This is a genomic window from Armatimonadota bacterium, assembly GCA_039679645.1.
Taxonomy (GTDB): domain Bacteria; phylum Armatimonadota; class UBA5829; order UBA5829; family UBA5829; genus UBA5829.
On sequence record JBDKUO010000062.1, the window covers coordinates 1 to 19,970 of the forward strand.

A 19,970-nucleotide genomic window follows, 5' to 3' on the forward strand; every position below is an offset into this window, starting at 1 on the left:
CGCCAGGACGAGCAGTTCGCCGAATGAATAGGCGTAGACATAGAACGGTGAGCCGATGAAGTGGTTCACATACATCCACCAGACCTTGTGCTCCTCACCCATCTCGACTGAATCAAGGAACATAGCCTGGATATTGCGCTGCCACATATCGCTGATCTCGTCAGTGGTCAGTTCGCCCATCTCGCGGCGTGATTTGTGAAGTTCCTGCTCGAACCGATACATAGCCGCCTGGCGGAAGATAGTCGCGAAGTTGCCCTCTATCTTCTCGGCATAGAGAGCAAGTTTGTCCTCAAGACCGGCCTTGGAGACGATATTCTCAAAGACCAGCATCTCTCCGAATGTGCTTGCAAGCTCGGCTACCGGCAGCACACTGTGCATATTCAGATATCCAAGTGGACGGGCAAGATATGCATGGACGCCGTGGCCGAGTTCATGGCCGAGAGTCATGATATCATCCTGGCGGTTGAGATAGCTCAAAAGCACATATGGGTGCGTATCCGCAGTGACATATGAGCAGAACGCCCCACCCCGCTTGCCTTTGCGCGGCTCGGCGTCTATCCAGTTATTTGCAAAGAACTTATCCGCCGTGTCCGCCATAGTCTGCGAGAACTTGCCGAAGGAAGTAAGCACTGTCTCGCGTGCCTCATCGAAGCTGTATTCCTTCTTGGACTCGAAGAGGGGCGCATAGCGGTCGTAGTGCATGAGTTTATCGACGCCGAGAATCTCGCGCTTGGTCTTATAGTACCTGGCGACCAGAGGGAAATTGTCCGTGCAGGTCGAAATAACTGTCTCGACTGTCTGGGCGTCGAGCTCGTTGGATGTGTTGCGAGCCTGCTCGGGATATTCGTAGCGGCGGAGGCGGTCGTCGACTGCTTTATCGTACACCAGGGTATTGAATATAAATGTCAAAAGATGGCCGCTGGCATTCAGACCTTCTGAAAGAGAGCCGGCGGCAGCTTTGCGAGTTTCACGGTTGGGATCACGCAGGAGAGCGAGGACTTCAGGCTCTGTCATTGTCTTTTCCTCGCCGTTGACCGTGACTTTGAACGTTATATCCGAGACCATCTCCTCGAAAAGACGCTCGAAGGCGCGGCCCCCGGTATTGGCCTTCTCTTCAAGAATTTTTTCCTCAGGCTCGGAAAGCCTGTGCTCGCGGAAGAGCCGCATAGCCCAAATAAAGTGACGATATCTGGCCAGGATATCGTCCTGCATGAGCCGGTCGATGATCTCGGGCTTTGCGGCCATAAGCTCCAGGTCAAAGAACAATAGTTCCAGCGCGATCTCGGTCTGGCGCTCCTGAATGTGCTGGAGCAGCGCGCCGTGCTCGGGATTGCTTGTATCGGCGGAAAAGACCAACGAGGCGTAGCTCGCAGGCTTCGCCATCTCCTGCACCATGTCTTCGTATTCTTTGACGGAATCAAACAGGGTCCTGGCGGTCAGGTCATCGCTGTCTATCTTGCCGCGATAGGTATCTGCGAACTGCTTTGCGCGGGCAAGGGATTTGTCGAGTGTTTCGTCTATTTTGGGATCGTCGATTCCTATATAAAGATCGCTGAGGTCCCACGCGACTTTGGTCATATCAGGCATATCTATCTCCTTGAGGTTAAAACCTATCAATATATGCCACATTATACTAGCGGCCAAACAGACAGTCTAGTCATTTATATCAATGCCCTCGGCAAGACCCATGAGGTCTCTATCGGGATCGGAGCCGGTCGGGCACTTAGGACATTTGAGTATTTTCACCCACTTGATTGCGCAGTCGACTGAGACTATCACGGCAAGGATCATCATGATTATCGTCAGGCTTCCCTTGAGCCAATCCGCTTCGGGACCACTCAAAATGCCTATTGTATACTGCACCCCGGAGGTCAGGACCGTGACTGCCATAAAGAGAAACGGAAGGAACGTGGTGAGGGCATAGACGCGCTTGGCAGAACGCTGCAGGATGCAGGTTGTGCCGATAGCCAGAGCGATTATGCTCAGAAGCTGATTTGCGATACCGAACATCGGCCAGATGGTGCTGATGGTGCCGCCCTTGAGCAGATAATACCAGGAATATGTCACCAGAAAACTGGTAAAGATAACACCCGGCATCCATGTTCCCTTGCCCAGAGGCTTATATACGGAACCGAGCATCTCTTGCACTATAAAGCGAGCGACACGCGTGCCGGTATCGATGGTGGTCAGTATGAACAGCGCCTCGAACATAATTGCAAAGTGATACCAATACGACATCAGGTTCGTCATACCCGGCAGCTTGGAAAATATACGCGCCATACCGACCGCAAGAGTGACCGCGCCGCCTGTCCGGCCTACCAGACTGTGTTCGCCTACCATTCTGGTGAGTTCAGTCAACTGAACCGTATGATGGGCGAAATCTGGGAACTTAACGATGTTGGCATTGATTGCGAAATAGTCGCCCTGATACAAAGTGCAGGCGGCTATAAGGGCAAGCAGGCTGACGAAACCTTCAATAAGCATGCCGCCGTAGCCGATGGGCTTGATATCGGCTTCACTGCTGATCATCTTGGGAGTGGTGCCCGAACCTATCAGGGCATGAAAACCCGAAATTGCACCGCAGGCGATGGTCAGACACACATACGGCCATACGGGGCCTGGGACGACCGGGCCGCCGCCATGAATAAAATGAGTGGTCGCAGGCATCACCAGATGGGGATGCACGAAGAAAATCCCTATCGCCAGAAGCGCAACGGTCCCGAGTTTCATATATGTGGACAGATAATCCCTCGGGCACAGCAGCATCCACACCGGCAGGACCGCGGCAATAAAGCCGTATGTGGGCAGGGCAATCTTTATGGCATCCGGCGATAGCACAAAGTAGTGCGCAATGCTCTTAGGAAGCCAGCCTCCGCCGACTACACCTCCGATCAGCAGCACCACGCCTATTATAGTGGCCTCGGTCACCTTGCCGGGTCTGATCTTATACATCCACTGACCCATCAGGAACGCGATGGGTATGCTGCAAGCGATCGTGAATGTACCCCAGGAACTCTCCTGCAGAGCATTCACCACAGCTCCCGCAAGACCGGCAAGCGCGACTATGATAATAAAGAGGACCGCAAACGCCGTGCACCAACCGGCCACAGGGCCTAAGAACTTATGCGCGATCTTGGAGATCGACTCGCCTCTGTTTCTGACGGATGCATACAGAATGATATAGTCCTGAACTGCGCCTGCAAAGACAGAACCGATGAGTATCCAGATTGCTCCCGGCAAATAGCCGTATTGAGCGGCCAAAACAGGCCCGATCAGAGGTCCTGCGCCTGCAATGGCGGCGAAGTGGTGACCGAAAAGGACATACTTGTTGGTTGGATGATAGTCCTTGCCGTCCCTGAACTCATAAGCCGGAGTTTTTCTTTTTTCGTCGCAGACAGCTACTTTGGCAGCGAGAAAGGCGCCATAGTAACGATAGGCGAGCGCAAATACGCATATCGCGATGATAAGAAGAGTGAGTGCATTCATAATACCACCTGGTAATATCGTAGAGGTTTGTTTGACATAATTATCTCGCCGGACGGCGAATGTGTCAACCGTGATAAATCAGAGGGTTGTGCAGGTGTTTCCCTCCAGGTAAGATACCCGGAGGGATTGTAAACTCGCCCGCCGATAAAGTCTTAGCTTCCGGCGGGCCTGCCGTTTCGCGATTGCGAGAGCAGGGACGGAGCCTCATGCGGGGCACTCACCGGTTTTGGAAATGCCTGTTTGAGGACGGACCACCAGTCATAGTCGCGGACATACACCAGATCGAAGAGCATGCAGCCCTGAGTCTTATCCAGACACTGCCTGATCGCCTCAAGAAACTTATCGGGCCGACCGTTATACTGGCGCAGGTAGAGGCTGCCATAGACGAAAGTCTCGTCCTTGACGGCATTCATAGACTCCTGGGCAGCCGCCTCGACACTCTTCCACTCCTGTTCGCCTTTATCCAGGGCTTCTTTGCGAGTAGGGTAAGTATAATAACAGCCCGTGCAGATATAATCCGCAAGATCGGCATAGCCTGTCTCTTCGTAGCCGTTAGGCCACCAGTCCAGATCCGGTGCGCTGTGGCTTGGGCTGCCCCAGTTTACGCCCACGTCGAAATAGACCGGATACCATGACCCAACATATACACCAAGCTGGACTCCGCGCCTGATAGACTTGACCGTGGCTCTGACCTGCGCGAGAAAATCGCGTATCACCTGTGCTCTGAACTTCAGCCAGTCTTTGAATAACGGCCCGCGCGCGATATCACCGGGAACAAGCGGCCTGGCGAAGATATCTTCTGGCCAGCTTTGCACTTTCTTGCCGATGAAGCTCTCGAACTGTTTGCGCGTGACATCACTGAAATCGGTGTAAATATTGGGGTAGCGCATCCTGTCGAGCACTATGCCGTCAACATCGTATTTCTCGACGATCTCACGCATAATGCTCAACTCGTATGCCTGAACATCAGGATTGCAAGGGTTCACGAAAACAGCTTGGTGGAGGTTATCGGTCTCGCTGACACGGCGCATGGCTGCCTTGCCTTCGAGTGTAAACTTTGCCCCGCTGTCGGCTGTCTGCTTGAGCCAGCCACCCGCATCATTATTACCCAGTAAGATAAATCCGCCGTCAGGAGCGCAGAGATGCGCGCGCCCTATTACCTGCTCGGCACGGCTCGCCCGGCCGTCACCGGATACTCTCACATAGGTGGTGTCGGGAGGAAGATCACCGATAACACCTGAGTTGGAACCGTAGGCGCAAATATCTCCCTGATAAGGACCGTCGGCTGAACGCAGAGACCTCTTCTGGCCGTCACTTGTGCAGACGCAGCGGTCCATTTCATACTGAACGCACTGCCAGTCGCGATTCTTAAATGCGGGACCGCCGCCTGCGCTCTGGGATCCCTCTGAAAAGACATTGATGGAAGCATGGACCGCAATGCCTGCCTTGTGGCCCTCATCTACCACGGCTCTTAGCAGATCGTAATCGCGCGGATATGCGACCCCATTCAAACTGGTCAGGCGAGGGGCTATCCTGCTCTTATACAGCACCAGCCCCGAGAGGGGTTTGACGTCCACGATTATGGTATTGATATTGGCTTCACGGCATTTTCGGACGGTCTCGGCGACGCCTTTGCGGCTCGAAAGCTGCCGTAGGTTCGCCTCGGCATCAAACCAGATTATTCGGCCCTGCAGGTGTTTTTGCCTGCAAATCTCATTTAGACAGCTATCCGCCGCAGCGCCCGGCAGAACCCACATAAGCGATATCCCCATCAAAAAAAGTGTGTAACGCATCTTGCATATGCCCAAACGACCGGGCATATGTTTTCCCGGTCGTTATGACCTTACAACTAGAGTTGCGGGGTAGTTCGATCCAGCCACCGGCAGAGTCACGATCCTTACATACCTCACTTCGCCCGGCCTGAGCCGGTATGACTTCAGCGAAAACTCTGACGGCGGCTTGACATATTTCGTCGACACGAACTCTCCGTCAATAATAAATACCCCGGATGCGAGTCCCGCACTCGGATCGAACACCACTGTCACTTTTTTTGTAGTATCGGTCGGGTTGGTCACCTTGACGTTGATCTGATACGTTACGCCATAATTGCCGTAGAGCTTCTTCTGCTGGGTCACATCAGTGAGCGCTTTTTTACCTAATGGAATAAATGCCCACTGCTTACCTACTTCATAGTCCGCACTCACTTCTTTTATTGGCAGAGGATAGACGTGCTCGGACATTGTCAGCACCAGAGGGTTCGGAGCCGCGGCTATATCGCCCGCGGCAACGTTATCAAGACCCGGCGGGTTGGCAACGATCCTTATATAAGACTCGCCGCCGTCGATCTGGGTGATTTGCAAGATGCCGCTGGTGGTGTCCATGTGGCCGAGCATATCGGAGACGAGCACCAGGCGTGACTCGGGCGGGATAGTCTCGATTACACTGACATCGCTGCGATCGTCCTTCAAAAAAGAGAGGCTGGCTTTGTAGCCCACCAGCACTGTGTCTGTAATCGGACTGGATACGGCTCGCGCTACTTTGACCTTGATCGGCATAATATTAGGATTTATAACATCCACCAGGAAATGCACGCTCTTGCCCATGGCGTTCTGGTGATGGAAAAGTACTCTGGTTGGCTTGTTATCGGTCAGTTTGCCGGCAAAAAGGACCTGATACTTGAGCAGGCGCTCGGGATCGTTGCTGTAAAAAAGCTGGCTCACCTCGGTGCGACGCATCGCAATGTTGCGCACACTGACATCGGCCTTAGTATTGAAAGGTATGTAACCGGGGCCGCTGATACTCACGTCTACTTTTGCTGTGCGGTCTTTGGCGCAGGCCAGCGCATCGCCCTGGCAATTGACTGAACCGAGTTCAACCCTGGCTCCAGGCTCAGCAATTACATTGCGCGAGAGGGCCTGCCTTACGGCATAGCAAATGGTGGATGTCGGACAGGGATTGCCGGTAACCTCCGCGACAGCCTTGCCTGTAATATAACCCGCGTATTTTTTTACGCTTACAGGCAGGCTTACTCTCTCGCCATCTATGCTGACATCGACTAAAGTATCGCCAAGCCGGCGGCCTGACACCTGAACATAACGTCCGTTGGCACCGGAAGCGGCAAATGCAATATTCTCATCCTGGGATTTTGACATGATCTGGCCGATGGCCGCCCCACCGACTGAGACTGTCCTGTTTTCGCCCAGGGGAATGGTGAGTCTTTTATCACTGAGAACGACGGCAGGCATTGAGAGAAGCGACTTGATATTGGACGCCCAGGTCACCGCGAGTGTGAGCGCGTCTGATTGATTGGTTTTGGCGTCGGCGGCAGTGGCGATGCAGATCATTGTATCGCCCGAATATATGCGACCCTGCGACTTGTCGCCCTTGGCATACAGACTTTTGGGGTCCATACCCGAAGCTACCAACTGGATCAGTCGCCCGGCTGTGATCTCAGCTCTTTTGGCGGGGGCGAGAGCGCCGTTGCCGACTTTGAACTTTATTGCGGGCAGATCGTTGATCGTAACAGTCGAGTCAGTGACACTTACCCTCGGCCTGAATGCAGCCGATGCCGAACCGGCCAGAAACAGGGACAAGGCAATAACCAAAACAAAACCAATTACTTTACGATCAAACACACACATAACAGCTAAAAAGGGAAAAAGCCCATGAGCCTTTTCCCACGTACTCCTCTTGATTTATTTGCGCTTACATGGCTATTCTATATGCAGGCATTTCGAGTGTCAAGGCTAAGCGCACATAGTTATAGTTCCATGCTTTTTGGGTAATGCCCAAATCGTGGAGGACTCGTTTGATGAGATCGATTAGAACATTTTTTGTGGCGGCGTTGGTAATTGCAGTCTGCACTGCCGCATCGGCTACTCTGACATGGTACAAAACATTCGATGATCTGTACAATCCAAAGCCTGACAGCGCTATCACTAAAGCCAGGTGCGCGCTTTGCCATACCTCGCCGACAGGAACAGACGGACTCAACTGCTACGGCAAGATGCTTCAAAAGAAAAAAATCGAGCCGGCCAGCCTGAAGACCGTTGAGAAGAAGGATGCAGATAAGGATGGGTTCAGCAACATAGCCGAGATTAGGGCGGGCACGCTGCCGGCAGACCCAAAGAGCAAACCTCGAAAAAAGTAATATCGGAGCATGATATACTTTACATGCTGATATGAAACTCAAAGCATTACCACCATACATAAATAGGGCGATAGCCGTCATAATCGGCTTATTTGTCGTGCTGTCTCTGGCTTACTCATTTGCCGACAGACTTAAACTCGGGCCGGATGAGCCCGCGCATTTTATATACATACGCTCTCTTGCCATTGAACACACTCCACCGCCCATATCACATACAAAGACAGACTCCGAAGAAGCGACTTCAAGCCACGAAGGTCATCAGCCCCCACTTTATTACGCATTGATGGCTATCCCCTACGCGCTTCTAAATGCCCTTGGCGCTGATCAAGACACGATATGGCGTGTGTTGAGACTCTTGAATATCGTGTTGGGAGCTGTCTGGATATATCTTGTGTATCTGCTGTGCCGGGCTTTCTTTGCGGAATACGACCCAGCGGCAGACAGATACGCTCTGGCTTGTGCTGCGTTTACGGCGCTTATTCCAACTGCATCTTACATGGCGGCGGTAGTCAATAACGATATACTTATAGCTCTCCTCTTCACCTGGGCCATGATCCCAATGCTCGCATTCTTTAGAACAGGCAAGCTGACAGTGAAATCGGCTACGCTTTGGGGCGTTATAATGGGGCTTGCTATCCTCACTAAGGCTCAGGGGCTTGTATTGCTTATGATGAGCGTTATTGCGGGAATATGCGCCTGCGGGCGAACAGGCTGGAAGAATTACAAAGGCATCCTGCGCACGCTGGGCATCAGTCTGGGTATGGCAATACTGGTAAGCGCATGGTGGTTTGTGCGGTGTCAGATTATTTATGGAACACCAATGCCGCATTCACTATATCAACCCGCAATAAAAGGTGGCTTGATTCAACTGATATTTATGCATGAAGCAGTGGAACTTATCTGGAGAACAGCAGGACTGTTGATAGGTTACTTCTGGCTGCCATACTGGCTCATTGAAAAACATCTTCCATTTATTCCTTATTTGAAAGCTCTTTGCTTTCCCATAGTCTTCTGGCTTGTGGGGCTGATTATACGAATCAGGCGAAAAGGCAGTGTGGACTGGCGATCACTGTGCTTGTTATGCATCGCTCCGGTGATTACTTATGTTTCATGGATGCAGTATGCGCTGACTGTCGACTGGGGAACAAACCTGCAGGGCCGCCTGCTGCTGCCTTCGGCGGCAGTGATCGCTATTGCATCAATACTCGGCGCTGACGGCTGGCTTAAGAGCGTCAAGGCCAAGAAGATAGGCTTTGCTGTCGGGTGCGCTATTATGCTAATAGTCAACATACTCGTGCTGTGGAGCACGGTTACTCTCAGGTGGGGCGCATAGAGACTCACAACGCGTATTTGTATCGGTTGATCACGTGCTCCTGATACTCGGGAGCAAGCTCGCAGAAGTAACCGCTCCAGCCCCATACCCGCACGATCAGGTCACGATGTCTCTCGGGATGAGCCTTTGCATCCATCAACTTCTCATAGTTAAGTGTGTTGAGCTGAAGCTGCTGGCAGCCTAGCTGGGCAAAGGTGCGCACCAGCATGGCCACTTTGCGGACTGAGTCCTGATCGCGAAAGACGGCATCTGAAAGCTCCATTGTGATCGGTCCCCCATTGCATACGCGCTTATAGTCGATCTTAGAATAGGTCTGCAGCACACTTATAGGGCCATGCACCCGGATGTTGGGAGCCGGAGCTAGATTGGCACTGAAATACTCGCCTTTCTTGCGACCCTCGGCAGTTGCGCCCACCTCGTCGGCCATGTAAAGGTAGAACATGGCTGAGCCTGTGCCGGGGCGCATGATCCATTTGCCATCATGATCGCCAAGTTTCTCACAGGCATCGGCAAAGTAGTCGAAGAGTGTAGTGAGCATACTATCCGCTGCATCGTCATTGTTGCCGACCTTTGGAGAGTCGTTCTGCAGCTTTTGCTTTATATCCTCGAAGCCATCATAGTCGGCGTCCAGTGCGGCAAGCAGATCGGCAGGGTCTATATCGTGCTGATCGAAGACATGCTTCTTGACTGCAGCCAGTGCGTCAGCCGCGCTTGCTGAGCAGGCGCCATGAATGCCTACGTTGTTGTATTTGACTCCTGAGGACAGATCTCGTCCATTTTCTATACAGTCATCCATCAGTACTGAGTAGAAAGGCGCGGGCGGCAGTTGCCGCTTAGAATAGCAGTCGGCATAACGTCGTGCAGCCTCATCAATACCTACTTTAACGCGGTTCAGTATTCCATCGAACGTGTCTCCGGCGGCAAGGCCATTGCGGATAGCTTGGTCTACAATTTTCGGAAACCGCATTGTCTCGTAGTTTACTATCTCCATACCCTTACCGGGAATAATGAACTCCCAGCACGCAGCTACGGAATAATCGCGCGCATCCTCCAGGTCGTAGCCGTGGGCGACCAGAGACGGGATCACGACATCGTCATTTGCGTACTGTGGGAAACCCAGGCCCTTGCTGGTAAGCTCGGTAGCCAGGCACAAAAGATCGAGGTCCGTATCGGCGTTAATCCGAAGGTTAATCTTTGGATCGATCATGCCAACATCCCGCACCACCCGCAGGACCATGCGCGTGAGAGGGTTCACAGCGTCGGAGCCGTCGCGCTTGACGCCGCCGAGCATGATAGACTGGCCGTTATCGCCGCGCTGGACTCCGTAATAAACATCAGTGTCTTTATTGAGCGAGATGAAAAACTCGGCAAGCAGGTCTTCGGCATCGGATTCGGTAAGCACGCCGGATTTTAGATCGGCTTCGAGGTACGTCCACATATACTGGTCGAACCGGCCAAGGCCGACATGATAGTGCCCGGCAAGCCAGAGAGCGGAATGCATGAACTTGAGCGACTGCAGAGCCTCATGAAATGAACGCGGGGCATTAGCCGGGACGTTTCGCAGCATTTGGGCTATATCGTGCCTGCCCATCTGCTCTGCGGCTTGGGCGTAACGCGCGGCGAGAGCCAGCACGGCGTCGATTGACTCTATCGCGCAGTCCAGAAATTCAGATGCCTGAGGATTATCTTTATACCGCTCCCGCGCATCGGCTGCGGCTTCTCTACGCCCGAGCAGGCCCTGAGAGAGTGCCATCTGCCAATCGGCGCAGATATTGTTAATCAGACACACAGGGTCCATATCGGCATAAATTCGCGGTATGCAGGGTATTGTGCGCGTGAACACTATTCTCTCGCCAGGTTCTATCACAACGCTCTCCGCCTCGCACTGGCGCTTTATGAGCAGCGCTGCCCGCCGCATGCCCGACGAGTTCTCACGCTCGCATTCGGCCAACACATCCGGCGGGGCCTGCTGCCGGAAGCGCTTATGCTCACGCTCTCTGACGCTGTGTTTTTTCTCTATTAGAAGCTCGTTCATGCTACCCGCACTTCCACCTGCTCTTTCTTGAAGCAATCAATATTTAAATTCAACTGGGCGGACTCATCATAGCCCGGGTCAAAGACCATCCCGGCAGACGCGTATTTGCCGCCTGCAGCCTTATTATAGGGCAGCAGATCCACCCTAACCAGCCCGGGCAGGCCGCGGACTGTTTTTGCTATCGCGGATAAATTTTCATCCGTATCCGTAACCGTCGGCACAAGTGGGATCCGGATCACAAACGGTTTTTCAAACTCACTGAGGGCACGCAGGTTGCACAGAATAGGATCGTTGTCCACACCCGTATACTTGACATGCGCCTGGCGGTCGATCAGCTTCAGATCAAAATATACCATATCGACTCTTGCGGCAAGCATTTGAAAATCACTGTGTGTGCCGCAGCCGGATGTATCGAGAACGATATGCAGTTTCTTGTCGAGCAGGTCGATTATGTCTTTAACGAACCGGGATTGCATAAGAGGCTCGCCGCCGGAGAAGGTCACTCCGCCCTCGTTGGCGCAGAGGATATCCGCCTGGCTGTTAAGACGATCTGCCACCTCGGAGGCTTGATACTTCTCCCCCACTATGCGCCGGCTGCCCGCGCTGTTAATCATCTGAGGCTCGGCTGACATGCCCTCGGGGTTGTGACACCACTTGCAGCGCAGAGGGCAGCCTTTTAGAAAAACCGTCGTGCGGATGCCGGGGCCGTCGTGTATACAAAACTCACGAATGTCAAATATAATGCCCTCAGACACGTTAGCTTTACCCCCGGCAATTATCTACATGCATTCTAGCTGCGATAGATTATGTGGTCAATCCTAATCTTATAGCTCTGTCAGATTAATTTTACGACATCCATTTTCGAATAAATATTGACCACATTAGTGCGCCGATGTTATACTTAGAGTATGAAAATGGAGCAGGTGAGATAAGCTCCTGATTCACCGGACAAGATAAATTGAACTTATTTGGGGCATGGCTTAAATACCTCGCGGCTGCGGGGTGGACCAACATTATTTCAACATTTTTTGACATCATATTCGTGGCCGCGCTTGTTTACTGGCTGATTATGCTCTCCAAGCGCAGCCGCGCATGGCAAATCATCTGGGGACTGTTACTCTTCTTATTCCTCGTTCCGATTACCGATTGGCTTCATCTGCAGACTCTCAACTACCTGCTGCGCTCATTTTTGCCTTTGGGACCGGTCGCAATTGTTATCCTTTTCCTGCCTGAACTGCGTCATGCGCTTGAAAACATGGGCAGGTTCGCCGGATGGGGCGCAGGACTTGCCGTAATGGACGAAGAAGACCGCTCATCTCTGATAGATGTAATCGTGAAGGCGACATGCAGGATGTCGGAGAGGCAGATAGGCGCGCTGATTGTGATCGAACGCGAAGGCTCGCTCGACGATATAGCCGCTACAGGGACCCGTCTGGATGCGCAGGCAAGCGAGGGATTGATCGGCTCGATCTTTAATCCCGGCAGCCCCCTGCACGACGGCGCGGTCATCATTCGAGGCAACAGAATTATAGCCGCAGGCTGCACACTCCCCCTGAGCGAAAGCGCCCATGTCGGGACAATGATACATACCCGTCACAAGGCTGCGCTGGGTGTAGCTGAGGAAAGCGACGCTGCAGTGGTGGTGGTCTCGGAAGAGACGGGCACGATCTCGCTTGCGCTCGAAGGCAAGCTCCATCGCGGTCTGACCGAGGAATCTCTGACGCGCAGACTTAAGACTCTTTCGGGAATATCGGATGAAAAAGAGAAAAAATCGGATTTCGCACGCAAAGTCAATGGCACAATCAGGAAGGCGAGGTCCAGACTGAGATGATCCGCCATAATCTCTTCTATAAACTGCTTGCCCTTGGCGTGGCTGTCGGCCTGTTTTTGTATGTAAACGCTGAACAGAACCCAAGAGCACGAAAGACTTATACTGTCCCACTGACTGCAGGTAATGTCGCCAAGGGTTATGTGGCTGAGATTAGTCAGGATGAAGCAAGCGTGACAATAAGCGGTCTCAAATCGGTCATGGACTCTATACAAAGGGTGACCGCCGTTGTTGACCTGAGTTCAGCTACACCGAGTTTCGGCAGGGATGAAAAGACATTTAAGATCAAGGCAAACGTATTTGGAGTGGCTCCGGCAGATTTGGACAACCTTGATATCAAGGTTAGCCCTCAGTCTGTCAGGGTGCGCATAGAAGCTCTCAGCGGCAAAAAGCTGCCGGTCGAGGTAAAGTTCCCCGCCGCGCCGCCGCTTGGTTACTCATACTCCAACCCTGTGCTCATACCGGGCAGCGTCAGTGTATCGGGTAAAAGCACGGAAGTATCACTGGTAAAGAGAGTGGTGCTGACCCTGCCCAACCGGTTTTCCGACCAATCCATTGACGATTACTTTGCTTTGACGCCTCTCGATTCGAGCGGAAGCAAGGTGGAAGATGTGACTCTATCGCCTGAAAAGGTGAGGCTGAAAATCGAACTGGTCGAGGTCCCTGCAACCAAAACAGTGATAGTCAGCCCCAACATTCAGGGGGATCCGAAATATCCGGCCAAGGTCAATCGTGTGACGGCTGTTCCGGCATCGGTGACGATAATGGGCAAACCCAGCGCATTGGCGGCAATAAGCACAATTACTACGGACAGGGTTTCTATCGAAGGAGCAAGCGATACTGTTACCAGCAATGTTGACCTGAGGGTCCCGCCTGGCGCAAAGGTATCAGGACATGGAAGCGCAAGGATAACAGTCTATATAGGAGCGCACGATTGATGGCTGAGAGGACTTTCATAATGATCAAGCCCGATGGAGTGGCTAGAAAGCTCATCGGTGAGATAATAGGCCGGATCGAACGGCGCAACTTCACGATTGTCGCGATGAAGATGCTTACACCCTCTCGCGAGATTGCACGGAAGCACTATGCAGTCCACGAAGGCAAAGACTTCTTCGAGGGTGTGGTGGACTTCATTACCTCGGGACCGGTGGTGGCTATGGTGGTCGAAGGCGAAAATGCAATAACTCTGATGCGAAACACCATGGGCGCTACAAAGCCTGAAAACGCCGTCCCTGGAACAATCCGGGGAGACCTCACGATAAGCACGCGCGAAAACCTCATTCATGGCTCGGATTCACCGGAAACTGCCGCATGTGAAATTGGTCTGTGGTTTCCTGAGCTGCAGAGCTAATCGGAGTGTTCTTATTGCGAGAACACGTTCGCGCACAGCAGATTCCTCGACTTCTCTCGGAATGACATAACTTTCAGCTACGGCTCTCTCAAAACCTCGGCATAGGGCTGGTTTACTTTTGCTCCCTCGCCCATGAGCCTTTCAAGAAACGCCTTGCGGATCAGCATCCAGTAATACCACGGAGTCTCGGTGCGGTGCGCTCGGAGTGACTTGAGCTTAACCTGATAGATATCCTCACCAAAACCTATCCATAGATCAGGCTCGCGTGTGCCATAATAGAAAACATGGCTATCTGCCGACGCAATGCGGCCGGCATAGGCGGCAGCCTGGTGATCGGGGTGAGGATTGTAGATATAGTCCGGGTCCCATGAGAATATGAGGTCGGGGTCGGCGCTCTCGATGAGTGTTTTGAGATCGGAGGCGTAGGCGTCTATGTGCTCGGTGAGGGATTTATCGGGATAATCATAGAAGATGACATTGACGCTGCCTAAAATTGCCGCAGAGTCGAGTTGGTTGGATGTCCGCATACTCTCAAGCCGCCGCTTCATCCAGCCCTTATAACCCTTGCCTCCACGCGTGCCTATTGCGAAGGTGACATTAGTCCCGTTTTTGCCGAGCATGTGGACCAGCCCGCCGCAGTAGAACTCTATATCGTCCGGATGCGCGCCTATAAACAGGACTCTCTTCGCCATGAAGAGCTGATCCAGTCGGGGTGAGTTGTCTTGGGCCGGATTGTTCGCAGATACGGGCATAGGATTAGCGGGAGGTTTGTCCCACGGGCACCTTCATTAATCGATTGTAGTTATCAACAACAATCTGTGCAGCCTCTTTGAGCGTATTGGCGGTCCTGATATGGGTCTCGTAAATCAGCGGACCCTGATAGCCTATTTCAATAAACGCCTCAAGGACTGCGCTCCAGTCCAGTTTACCCTCAAAGGGCAGCCAGTGACGCTCGTGATCGTCCTGGTCGGATATGTGTGTGCTGAATATTCGTTTGCCCGCTTTTCTGATCATACCAGGTATGGCTGCCGCGGGAAAAAGATGATTGACATCTATATTTACGCCTGCGTTCGAGCGGTCTACCTGATCTAGAATCCAGAGGACTTCCTCAAGAGTGCTGCCGGGCTCATCATTGGGCAGGGGTTCGACTGCGATTTTGATATCGAACTTGGCGGCATAATCCGCGACCTTGGCTATGACCTCGGGAACCAGCTTTAGCCTCTCGGGCTGCGGCATGTCATACTCCGCTTTTGCTCCGGGGTGAGCCACCACCACTTTTGCGCCTAATCGATGCGCAACATCGACCCCCGAGCAATAGGCTCTATAGGCTGATGCGCGGATATCGGGATCGGGCGAAGAGGGGTCATTCAGGCGGCCATACGGAGCATGCACCGACCAGAACTCGACATTCGGGTTATCCAGGATCGGCTCGAGGACCATGTCTGCATCCCATATTGTTGAATGATAGCACTCCATGGCGGCGATATCGGAGCCGTTTATGGCGTCCATCATCTCATGCGTGAAATCGACCATCATTTTGTTTTGTCTGTCATCGAGCTGCTTAGCGGGTCCCATACACTCGACGATCTCTCTGGGCATCATGTAAATAAAGGCGCTGCTTGACAGGCCAAGGCGTAATGGTTGCTGCATTTCTACTCCTGAATAAATACTACTAGGTAATGCTTACCCAGGGCTGGAGTGATGTCCTTCGGCCATGCGCAGTGCATTTTGACCGAAAAAAAGTGTACACCCTCTTGACTACATATGTAGACCATGCTATATTGCATTCAGTCTACACATGTCGACACTAATTGAGGGTCAAATGAAAAAAGCTTCATTGGGAGAACAGGAACTCGAACTGCTCAGGTTTGTTACAGAGAATGCGCCAATCGCTCTGAGGGATGTGGCAGAGCGCTACGGAGCGCCGAGAGGACAGGCGCGCACGACAATTCACACCATGTTGGAACGGCTGCGCAAGAAAGGTTACCTCTCTCGCGAACAGGTCGATGGTGTTTTTCAATACTCTCCGTGCATTGAAAAGTCGGAGCTGCTCACTGACCTGGTCGGAGAGTTTATGCAGCGGGTCCTGAAAGGCTCACTCAAGCCTTTTACGGCATATCTGGCTCAGAACTCCGATCTGAACTCAGAAGAGCTTGATGATCTCAGAAAGATGGTAGATACGCTGGATGAACGCCGGAAAGGGGAGAAGAAAGATGCTTGATCCGCATGTATCTAGATGGATATGCGAAGCGCTCTGGCGAGCCAGCCTACAGGGAGGAGTCGCGCTGGCGGTCGCATGGATAATCTGCCGCTTTTGGATTCACATGCCCGCATCAGCCAGAGTCTGGATATGGCGAATTGCCTATCTGGAGATGATAGTGAGTCTGTGCTGGGCCGGAACCATAACGCTGGGGTTCTGGTCGGTCTCAAAGAGCAGCACATACTCGCCAGGAACTAGCAGGCAGGCGATTGTGCAGCTATCACAAACCAGCCACAAGTACAGTCCTCCTTCAATCCGGCATTCTAAGATTATTAAACAGCAAATGACTGATAACCGCGGCGCACTTACAACTCAGCGCTCAGATCTTCATATAAGTAATTATTTGTGCGGCATATGGCTCTTAGGTGTTTGCTGGGGTTTTGTGAGACTGTTGATTGGAAGGCGTTCTGCCAGTAGGCTTTGGCTTGCGAGCAAGCTTGTGGAGCGGACAGAGCTATATTCCACAATAAGTGAACTATGCAGCGATATGAAAATACGCAATGAGCCAAGGCTTTTGGCTGGAGATGCTGGACCAATGATTGTGGGAGTCTTGCATCCTGCGATCATACTGCCTGAAAGCATGCTTGAGAAAAACGACCGGCAACTGCGAATGGCGATGGCGCATGAATTAGCGCATGTGCGCCGCAGGGACCTGCTGTGGAACCGGCTGTCCGCATTGACTGAGATCATCTTCTTCTTCCATCCGCTGGTGTGGGTTGCCGCGAGCGAATCGCAGCTTGCGCAGGAGATCGCCTGCGACGAGACGGCAATTCGCTATACAAAGTCCGCAGGCGCCGAATATGCGGAAATGCTTGTTGCCGTCGCTGCAGGTTCTATTCGCTCACCGCACTATGCGACTGCGGCGCTGGGAGTATCCGAATCATTTGCTGCGCTCAAAAGGAGGCTGCACGCAATGCGCATGTATCATGAGATTACTCGAAAGCAGGTGGTAATTGCCGGGTTGGTAGTGTTAGGGCTTGGAGCCATTTTGCTGGCATGGAGGGTAGTTCCCCAGCCGCCAAAGAAAGGCTACTCCGGTGGTTATTTGTCGGAGCTTATTGTAAGCCCGGACAGCAGGCATGTTGCGGTGATGTATAAAGAAGACCTCACGAGCCGACCAGGTAAGAGAATCTATGCTGGAAAGTTAAGATACAATGTAATGATCCAGATCAGAGATATTGCCACAGGGAAGCTGGAGCATCAAATTGATAAGCAGAACTCCGGCAAGGTTTTTAAAATAGCGTTTACTCCGGACAGCCGTTCACTGCTCATCACATACCAGAAGCCAGTAATATCATTTGTACCGCATTCTCAGTGTGATCGTTTCGATCTGGCGAGCGGTAAAACGTATAGTCAGATGGATGACCTCAGATACTTCTGGATCAGTAAAAACGGCACAACACTCTGGACTGATGAAGGAGGGCCATGCATAAATGACGGTTATGAGTATCATGCATATCTCGTTGGGCGAGACGTGAACATAGGTAAGGAGCTTTGTAAACTCCCGCCTTTTATAGGACGCGTCGTAGATGTCAGCCCGGATAGGACAAAGGCGGTAACCAACTGCTACGGCTATACACTAGCTTCTGATAGAAGAGTTACCGGCTATACGAAAGTTGGCATGATCGTATGGAGCCTGGCAGATGGGAAGCAGCTTGTAAAACTGGAAGGAATAGGCAAATACCCAAGTTTTGCGACTGCAATAAGCCCCAATTCAACCATGTTCGCTGCATCCGAACAAAACGAAGACTACAGCAGCTATCCCCAAAAAACACTGCCGGTAAGGATATGGGACATGCGAACCGGAAAGACAATATGCACACTGACCGGAAACACATCCAATCTGCGCAATATCGAATTCAGCCCCGACGGCAGAAAGCTGGTGGGTGTAGACTTTGACGGTCATGTTATACTCTGGGACATTCAAGACAAGAAGCCGGACTGGGTATATCAAAATGACGAGCTAATGCGTGTTGCATTCACCCCCGATGGCGCAAAGATTATTGCCGGGGCAGAGCACAACACGAGAACGCCCTCCAAGCCGTATTGGATTCCTGCGCCATTGACGATAATGGATGCAAATACAGGGCAGGTGTTACAGAAAATTAATCTGTAGGGTTCAGGAGAATATTGCTGCTGATTGAGCGAATGCTGCTTCGATTTCCGCTTTAGGTAAAATCATACCGAGGTCGCGCAGAGTGGTCAGAAATTCTTTGTGGGGGCGGTGTCGGCGATATTCCGGCTCCTTTGCCGGATGTCTCAATATCGCTTCCACCAGATCAAAGTCAACATCGACAAGGATGGTACCGTGAAGCAGTATGGCATGCCATTTACGCGCCTGAGCGTTTCCTGATATCTTAAAATCGCCCACTGCGACATCTGATATTCCGCGCTGCCGCGCATTGACTCCGAAATCAGAAAGGACGCTGACAATCAAATCCGCTCCCTGGCTAAATACTTGCTGCATATCCAGGCGGCCATAACTGGGAGCGGTATACGAGTAGTTGAACACGCCGTGTGTTTGCAGCACAGTGCCGCCGCCGGTGATTCTCTTTACCCAGCCGACTCCGAGGCGGGCGCAATTATCCAGATTAAGAGACTTTTCGGGCTTGTCGGCGCAGCCAAGGACGGCAGTTATGCCGCTTCCCCACCAGAGGCGAAGGACCCGTCTGCCGGTGAGCCCGGCTTCGCGGGCAAGGCTCTCGTCTATTGCAAGGTTACCCTCGACTGTCGGCTCGGAGGATCGCATGATCTCAATATTGTCCTGATTGTCGGCAGACTTATGTGTTTTACAAATGTGATTTATCAAGCTCATATCCACTATTGTTACGTTGCGACATAGATAAGATAGACTCCGCCGCACATGACCAGCGCGCCGCAGGCTCGCTTTACTATATTAGCGCCTTTGGACTTTTCGTTCCAGTTGAGATAGTTTTGCACTGCTTCAGCCGAAGTGCCTGCAGCTACTATAACCGCGCAGTGCCCGATTCCATAGGCAGCCAGCAGCATGACTGCATATACGGCATTGGCGGCTGCAACTTTGAATGTGAGAGTGAGGACCGGAGCCATATATGCGAACGTGCAGGGACCGAGAGCGATACCGAACACCAGACCGAGTATGAACGATGCGAGCAGGCCCTTTCGCTGCATTCTGACGCTGCCGGGGCCCGAAAACGGCATTGGGATAACTCCGATCAGATGGAGACCAACTATAAAGAAAACTGCCGCCACGATATAGTTGCCGTATCTGCCTACATCACCCATCATCCGGCCCATAACTGCTGTCACGACACCTATGGCGGCAATCGTGACCAATATGCCGAGGCCGAACAGGAACGAGAGGCCGAACGCCTTTCGTGTAGTCAGATTGCCCTGCTCGCTGATGAACCCGATTATCAGAGGTATACTCGAAAGGTGGCATGGACTCAGGATCACACTGAGTATGCCCCAAATAAGAGATGCACTCAGTGCGACAGGCGCTGCGCCCTCAATTGCCCTGCTGAGTGTTATGAATAGTTGCTCCAAAA

Annotated in this window: 17 protein-coding genes; 7 read left to right on the forward strand and 10 right to left on the reverse strand. The window is 52.3% G+C overall.

The window, feature by feature from the left end:
• The 4 genes from ABFD83_12775 to ABFD83_12790 all read right to left on the reverse strand — a co-directional run.
• The coding region (locus ABFD83_12775) for a M3 family oligoendopeptidase (GenBank protein ID MEN6357943.1) at positions 1–1,587 on the reverse strand (1,587 nt) is incomplete at its 3' end.
• A gap of 66 nt (positions 1,588–1,653) precedes the next feature.
• Positions 1,654–3,486, reverse strand: a complete 1,833-nt coding sequence (locus ABFD83_12780) for a carbon starvation protein A (GenBank protein MEN6357944.1) — start codon at positions 3,484–3,486, stop codon at positions 1,654–1,656.
• Between the two features lie 152 nt (positions 3,487–3,638).
• Positions 3,639–5,279, reverse strand: a complete 1,641-nt coding sequence (locus ABFD83_12785; GenBank protein ID MEN6357945.1) for an alpha amylase family protein — start codon at positions 5,277–5,279, stop codon at positions 3,639–3,641.
• Between the two features lie 42 nt (positions 5,280–5,321).
• The gene (locus ABFD83_12790; GenBank protein MEN6357946.1) at positions 5,322–7,121 is read right to left on the reverse strand and encodes a hypothetical protein; all 1,800 of its coding nucleotides are present in this window, start codon (positions 7,119–7,121) and stop codon (positions 5,322–5,324) included.
• A 176-nt stretch (positions 7,122–7,297) separates the two neighbouring features.
• Here ABFD83_12790 and ABFD83_12795 point away from each other — a divergent pair, with 176 nt between their 5' ends.
• Both ABFD83_12795 and ABFD83_12800 read left to right on the forward strand, forming a co-directional pair.
• Positions 7,298–7,636, forward strand: coding sequence for a hypothetical protein (locus ABFD83_12795; protein ID MEN6357947.1), 339 nt, complete (start codon positions 7,298–7,300; stop codon positions 7,634–7,636).
• Between the two features lie 31 nt (positions 7,637–7,667).
• Positions 7,668–8,969, forward strand: a complete 1,302-nt coding sequence (locus ABFD83_12800; GenBank protein MEN6357948.1) for a hypothetical protein — start codon at positions 7,668–7,670, stop codon at positions 8,967–8,969.
• 4 nt (positions 8,970–8,973) lie between these two features.
• Here ABFD83_12800 and ABFD83_12805 read toward each other — a convergent pair whose 3' ends face one another.
• Both ABFD83_12805 and ABFD83_12810 read right to left on the reverse strand, forming a co-directional pair.
• Positions 8,974–11,004 carry a pyruvate formate lyase family protein gene (locus tag ABFD83_12805; protein MEN6357949.1) on the reverse strand — a complete coding sequence of 677 codons (2,031 nt, stop codon included), beginning with the start codon at positions 11,002–11,004 and terminating at the stop codon, positions 8,974–8,976.
• Positions 11,001–11,759: a radical SAM protein gene (locus ABFD83_12810; protein MEN6357950.1), complete on the reverse strand. Its 759-nt coding sequence runs from the start codon at positions 11,757–11,759 to the stop codon at positions 11,001–11,003. The genes ABFD83_12805 and ABFD83_12810 overlap by 4 nt, the downstream gene beginning before the upstream one ends.
• 203 nt (positions 11,760–11,962) lie before the next feature.
• Here ABFD83_12810 and cdaA point away from each other — a divergent pair, with 203 nt between their 5' ends.
• From cdaA to ndk, 3 genes are read left to right on the forward strand one after another with little or no spacing between them, the layout of a single operon-like run.
• Positions 11,963–12,835: a diadenylate cyclase CdaA gene (cdaA, locus tag ABFD83_12815; protein ID MEN6357951.1), complete on the forward strand. Its 873-nt coding sequence runs from the start codon at positions 11,963–11,965 to the stop codon at positions 12,833–12,835.
• Positions 12,832–13,770, forward strand: coding sequence for a CdaR family protein (locus ABFD83_12820; protein ID MEN6357952.1), 939 nt, complete (start codon positions 12,832–12,834; stop codon positions 13,768–13,770). Before cdaA ends, ABFD83_12820 begins: the two co-directional genes overlap by 4 nt.
• On the forward strand, positions 13,767–14,183 hold the full coding sequence (ndk, locus tag ABFD83_12825; GenBank protein MEN6357953.1) for a nucleoside-diphosphate kinase: 417 nt from the start codon (positions 13,767–13,769) through the stop codon (positions 14,181–14,183). Before ABFD83_12820 ends, ndk begins: the two co-directional genes overlap by 4 nt.
• Positions 14,184–14,260: 77 nt before the next feature.
• Here ndk and ABFD83_12830 read toward each other — a convergent pair whose 3' ends face one another.
• Entirely contained in the window at positions 14,261–14,875 is a 615-nt protein-coding gene (locus ABFD83_12830) for a PIG-L family deacetylase (GenBank protein ID MEN6357954.1), read from the reverse strand.
• Positions 14,876–14,939: 64 nt separating this feature from the next.
• Entirely contained in the window at positions 14,940–15,833 is an 894-nt protein-coding gene (locus tag ABFD83_12835; protein ID MEN6357955.1) for a sugar phosphate isomerase/epimerase family protein, read from the reverse strand.
• Between the two features lie 172 nt (positions 15,834–16,005).
• Between ABFD83_12835 and ABFD83_12840 the strand changes: the two genes are divergently transcribed.
• Together ABFD83_12840 and ABFD83_12845 are read left to right on the forward strand one after the other, a co-directional pair.
• Complete coding sequence (locus ABFD83_12840; protein MEN6357956.1) at positions 16,006–16,404, forward strand: BlaI/MecI/CopY family transcriptional regulator; 399 nt, start codon at positions 16,006–16,008, stop codon at positions 16,402–16,404.
• Complete coding sequence (locus ABFD83_12845; GenBank protein ID MEN6357957.1) at positions 16,397–18,559, forward strand: M56 family metallopeptidase; 2,163 nt, start codon at positions 16,397–16,399, stop codon at positions 18,557–18,559. Before ABFD83_12840 ends, ABFD83_12845 begins: the two co-directional genes overlap by 8 nt.
• Positions 18,560–18,562: 3 nt before the next feature.
• Here ABFD83_12845 and ABFD83_12850 read toward each other — a convergent pair whose 3' ends face one another.
• The gene (locus tag ABFD83_12850) at positions 18,563–19,252 is read right to left on the reverse strand and encodes a lipoate--protein ligase family protein (protein MEN6357958.1); all 690 of its coding nucleotides are present in this window, start codon (positions 19,250–19,252) and stop codon (positions 18,563–18,565) included.
• Positions 19,253–19,269: 17 nt separating this feature from the next.
• Positions 19,270–19,968, reverse strand: coding sequence for a cytochrome c biogenesis protein CcdA (locus tag ABFD83_12855; protein ID MEN6357959.1), 699 nt, complete (start codon positions 19,966–19,968; stop codon positions 19,270–19,272).
• Positions 19,969–19,970: the final 2 nt, after the last annotated feature.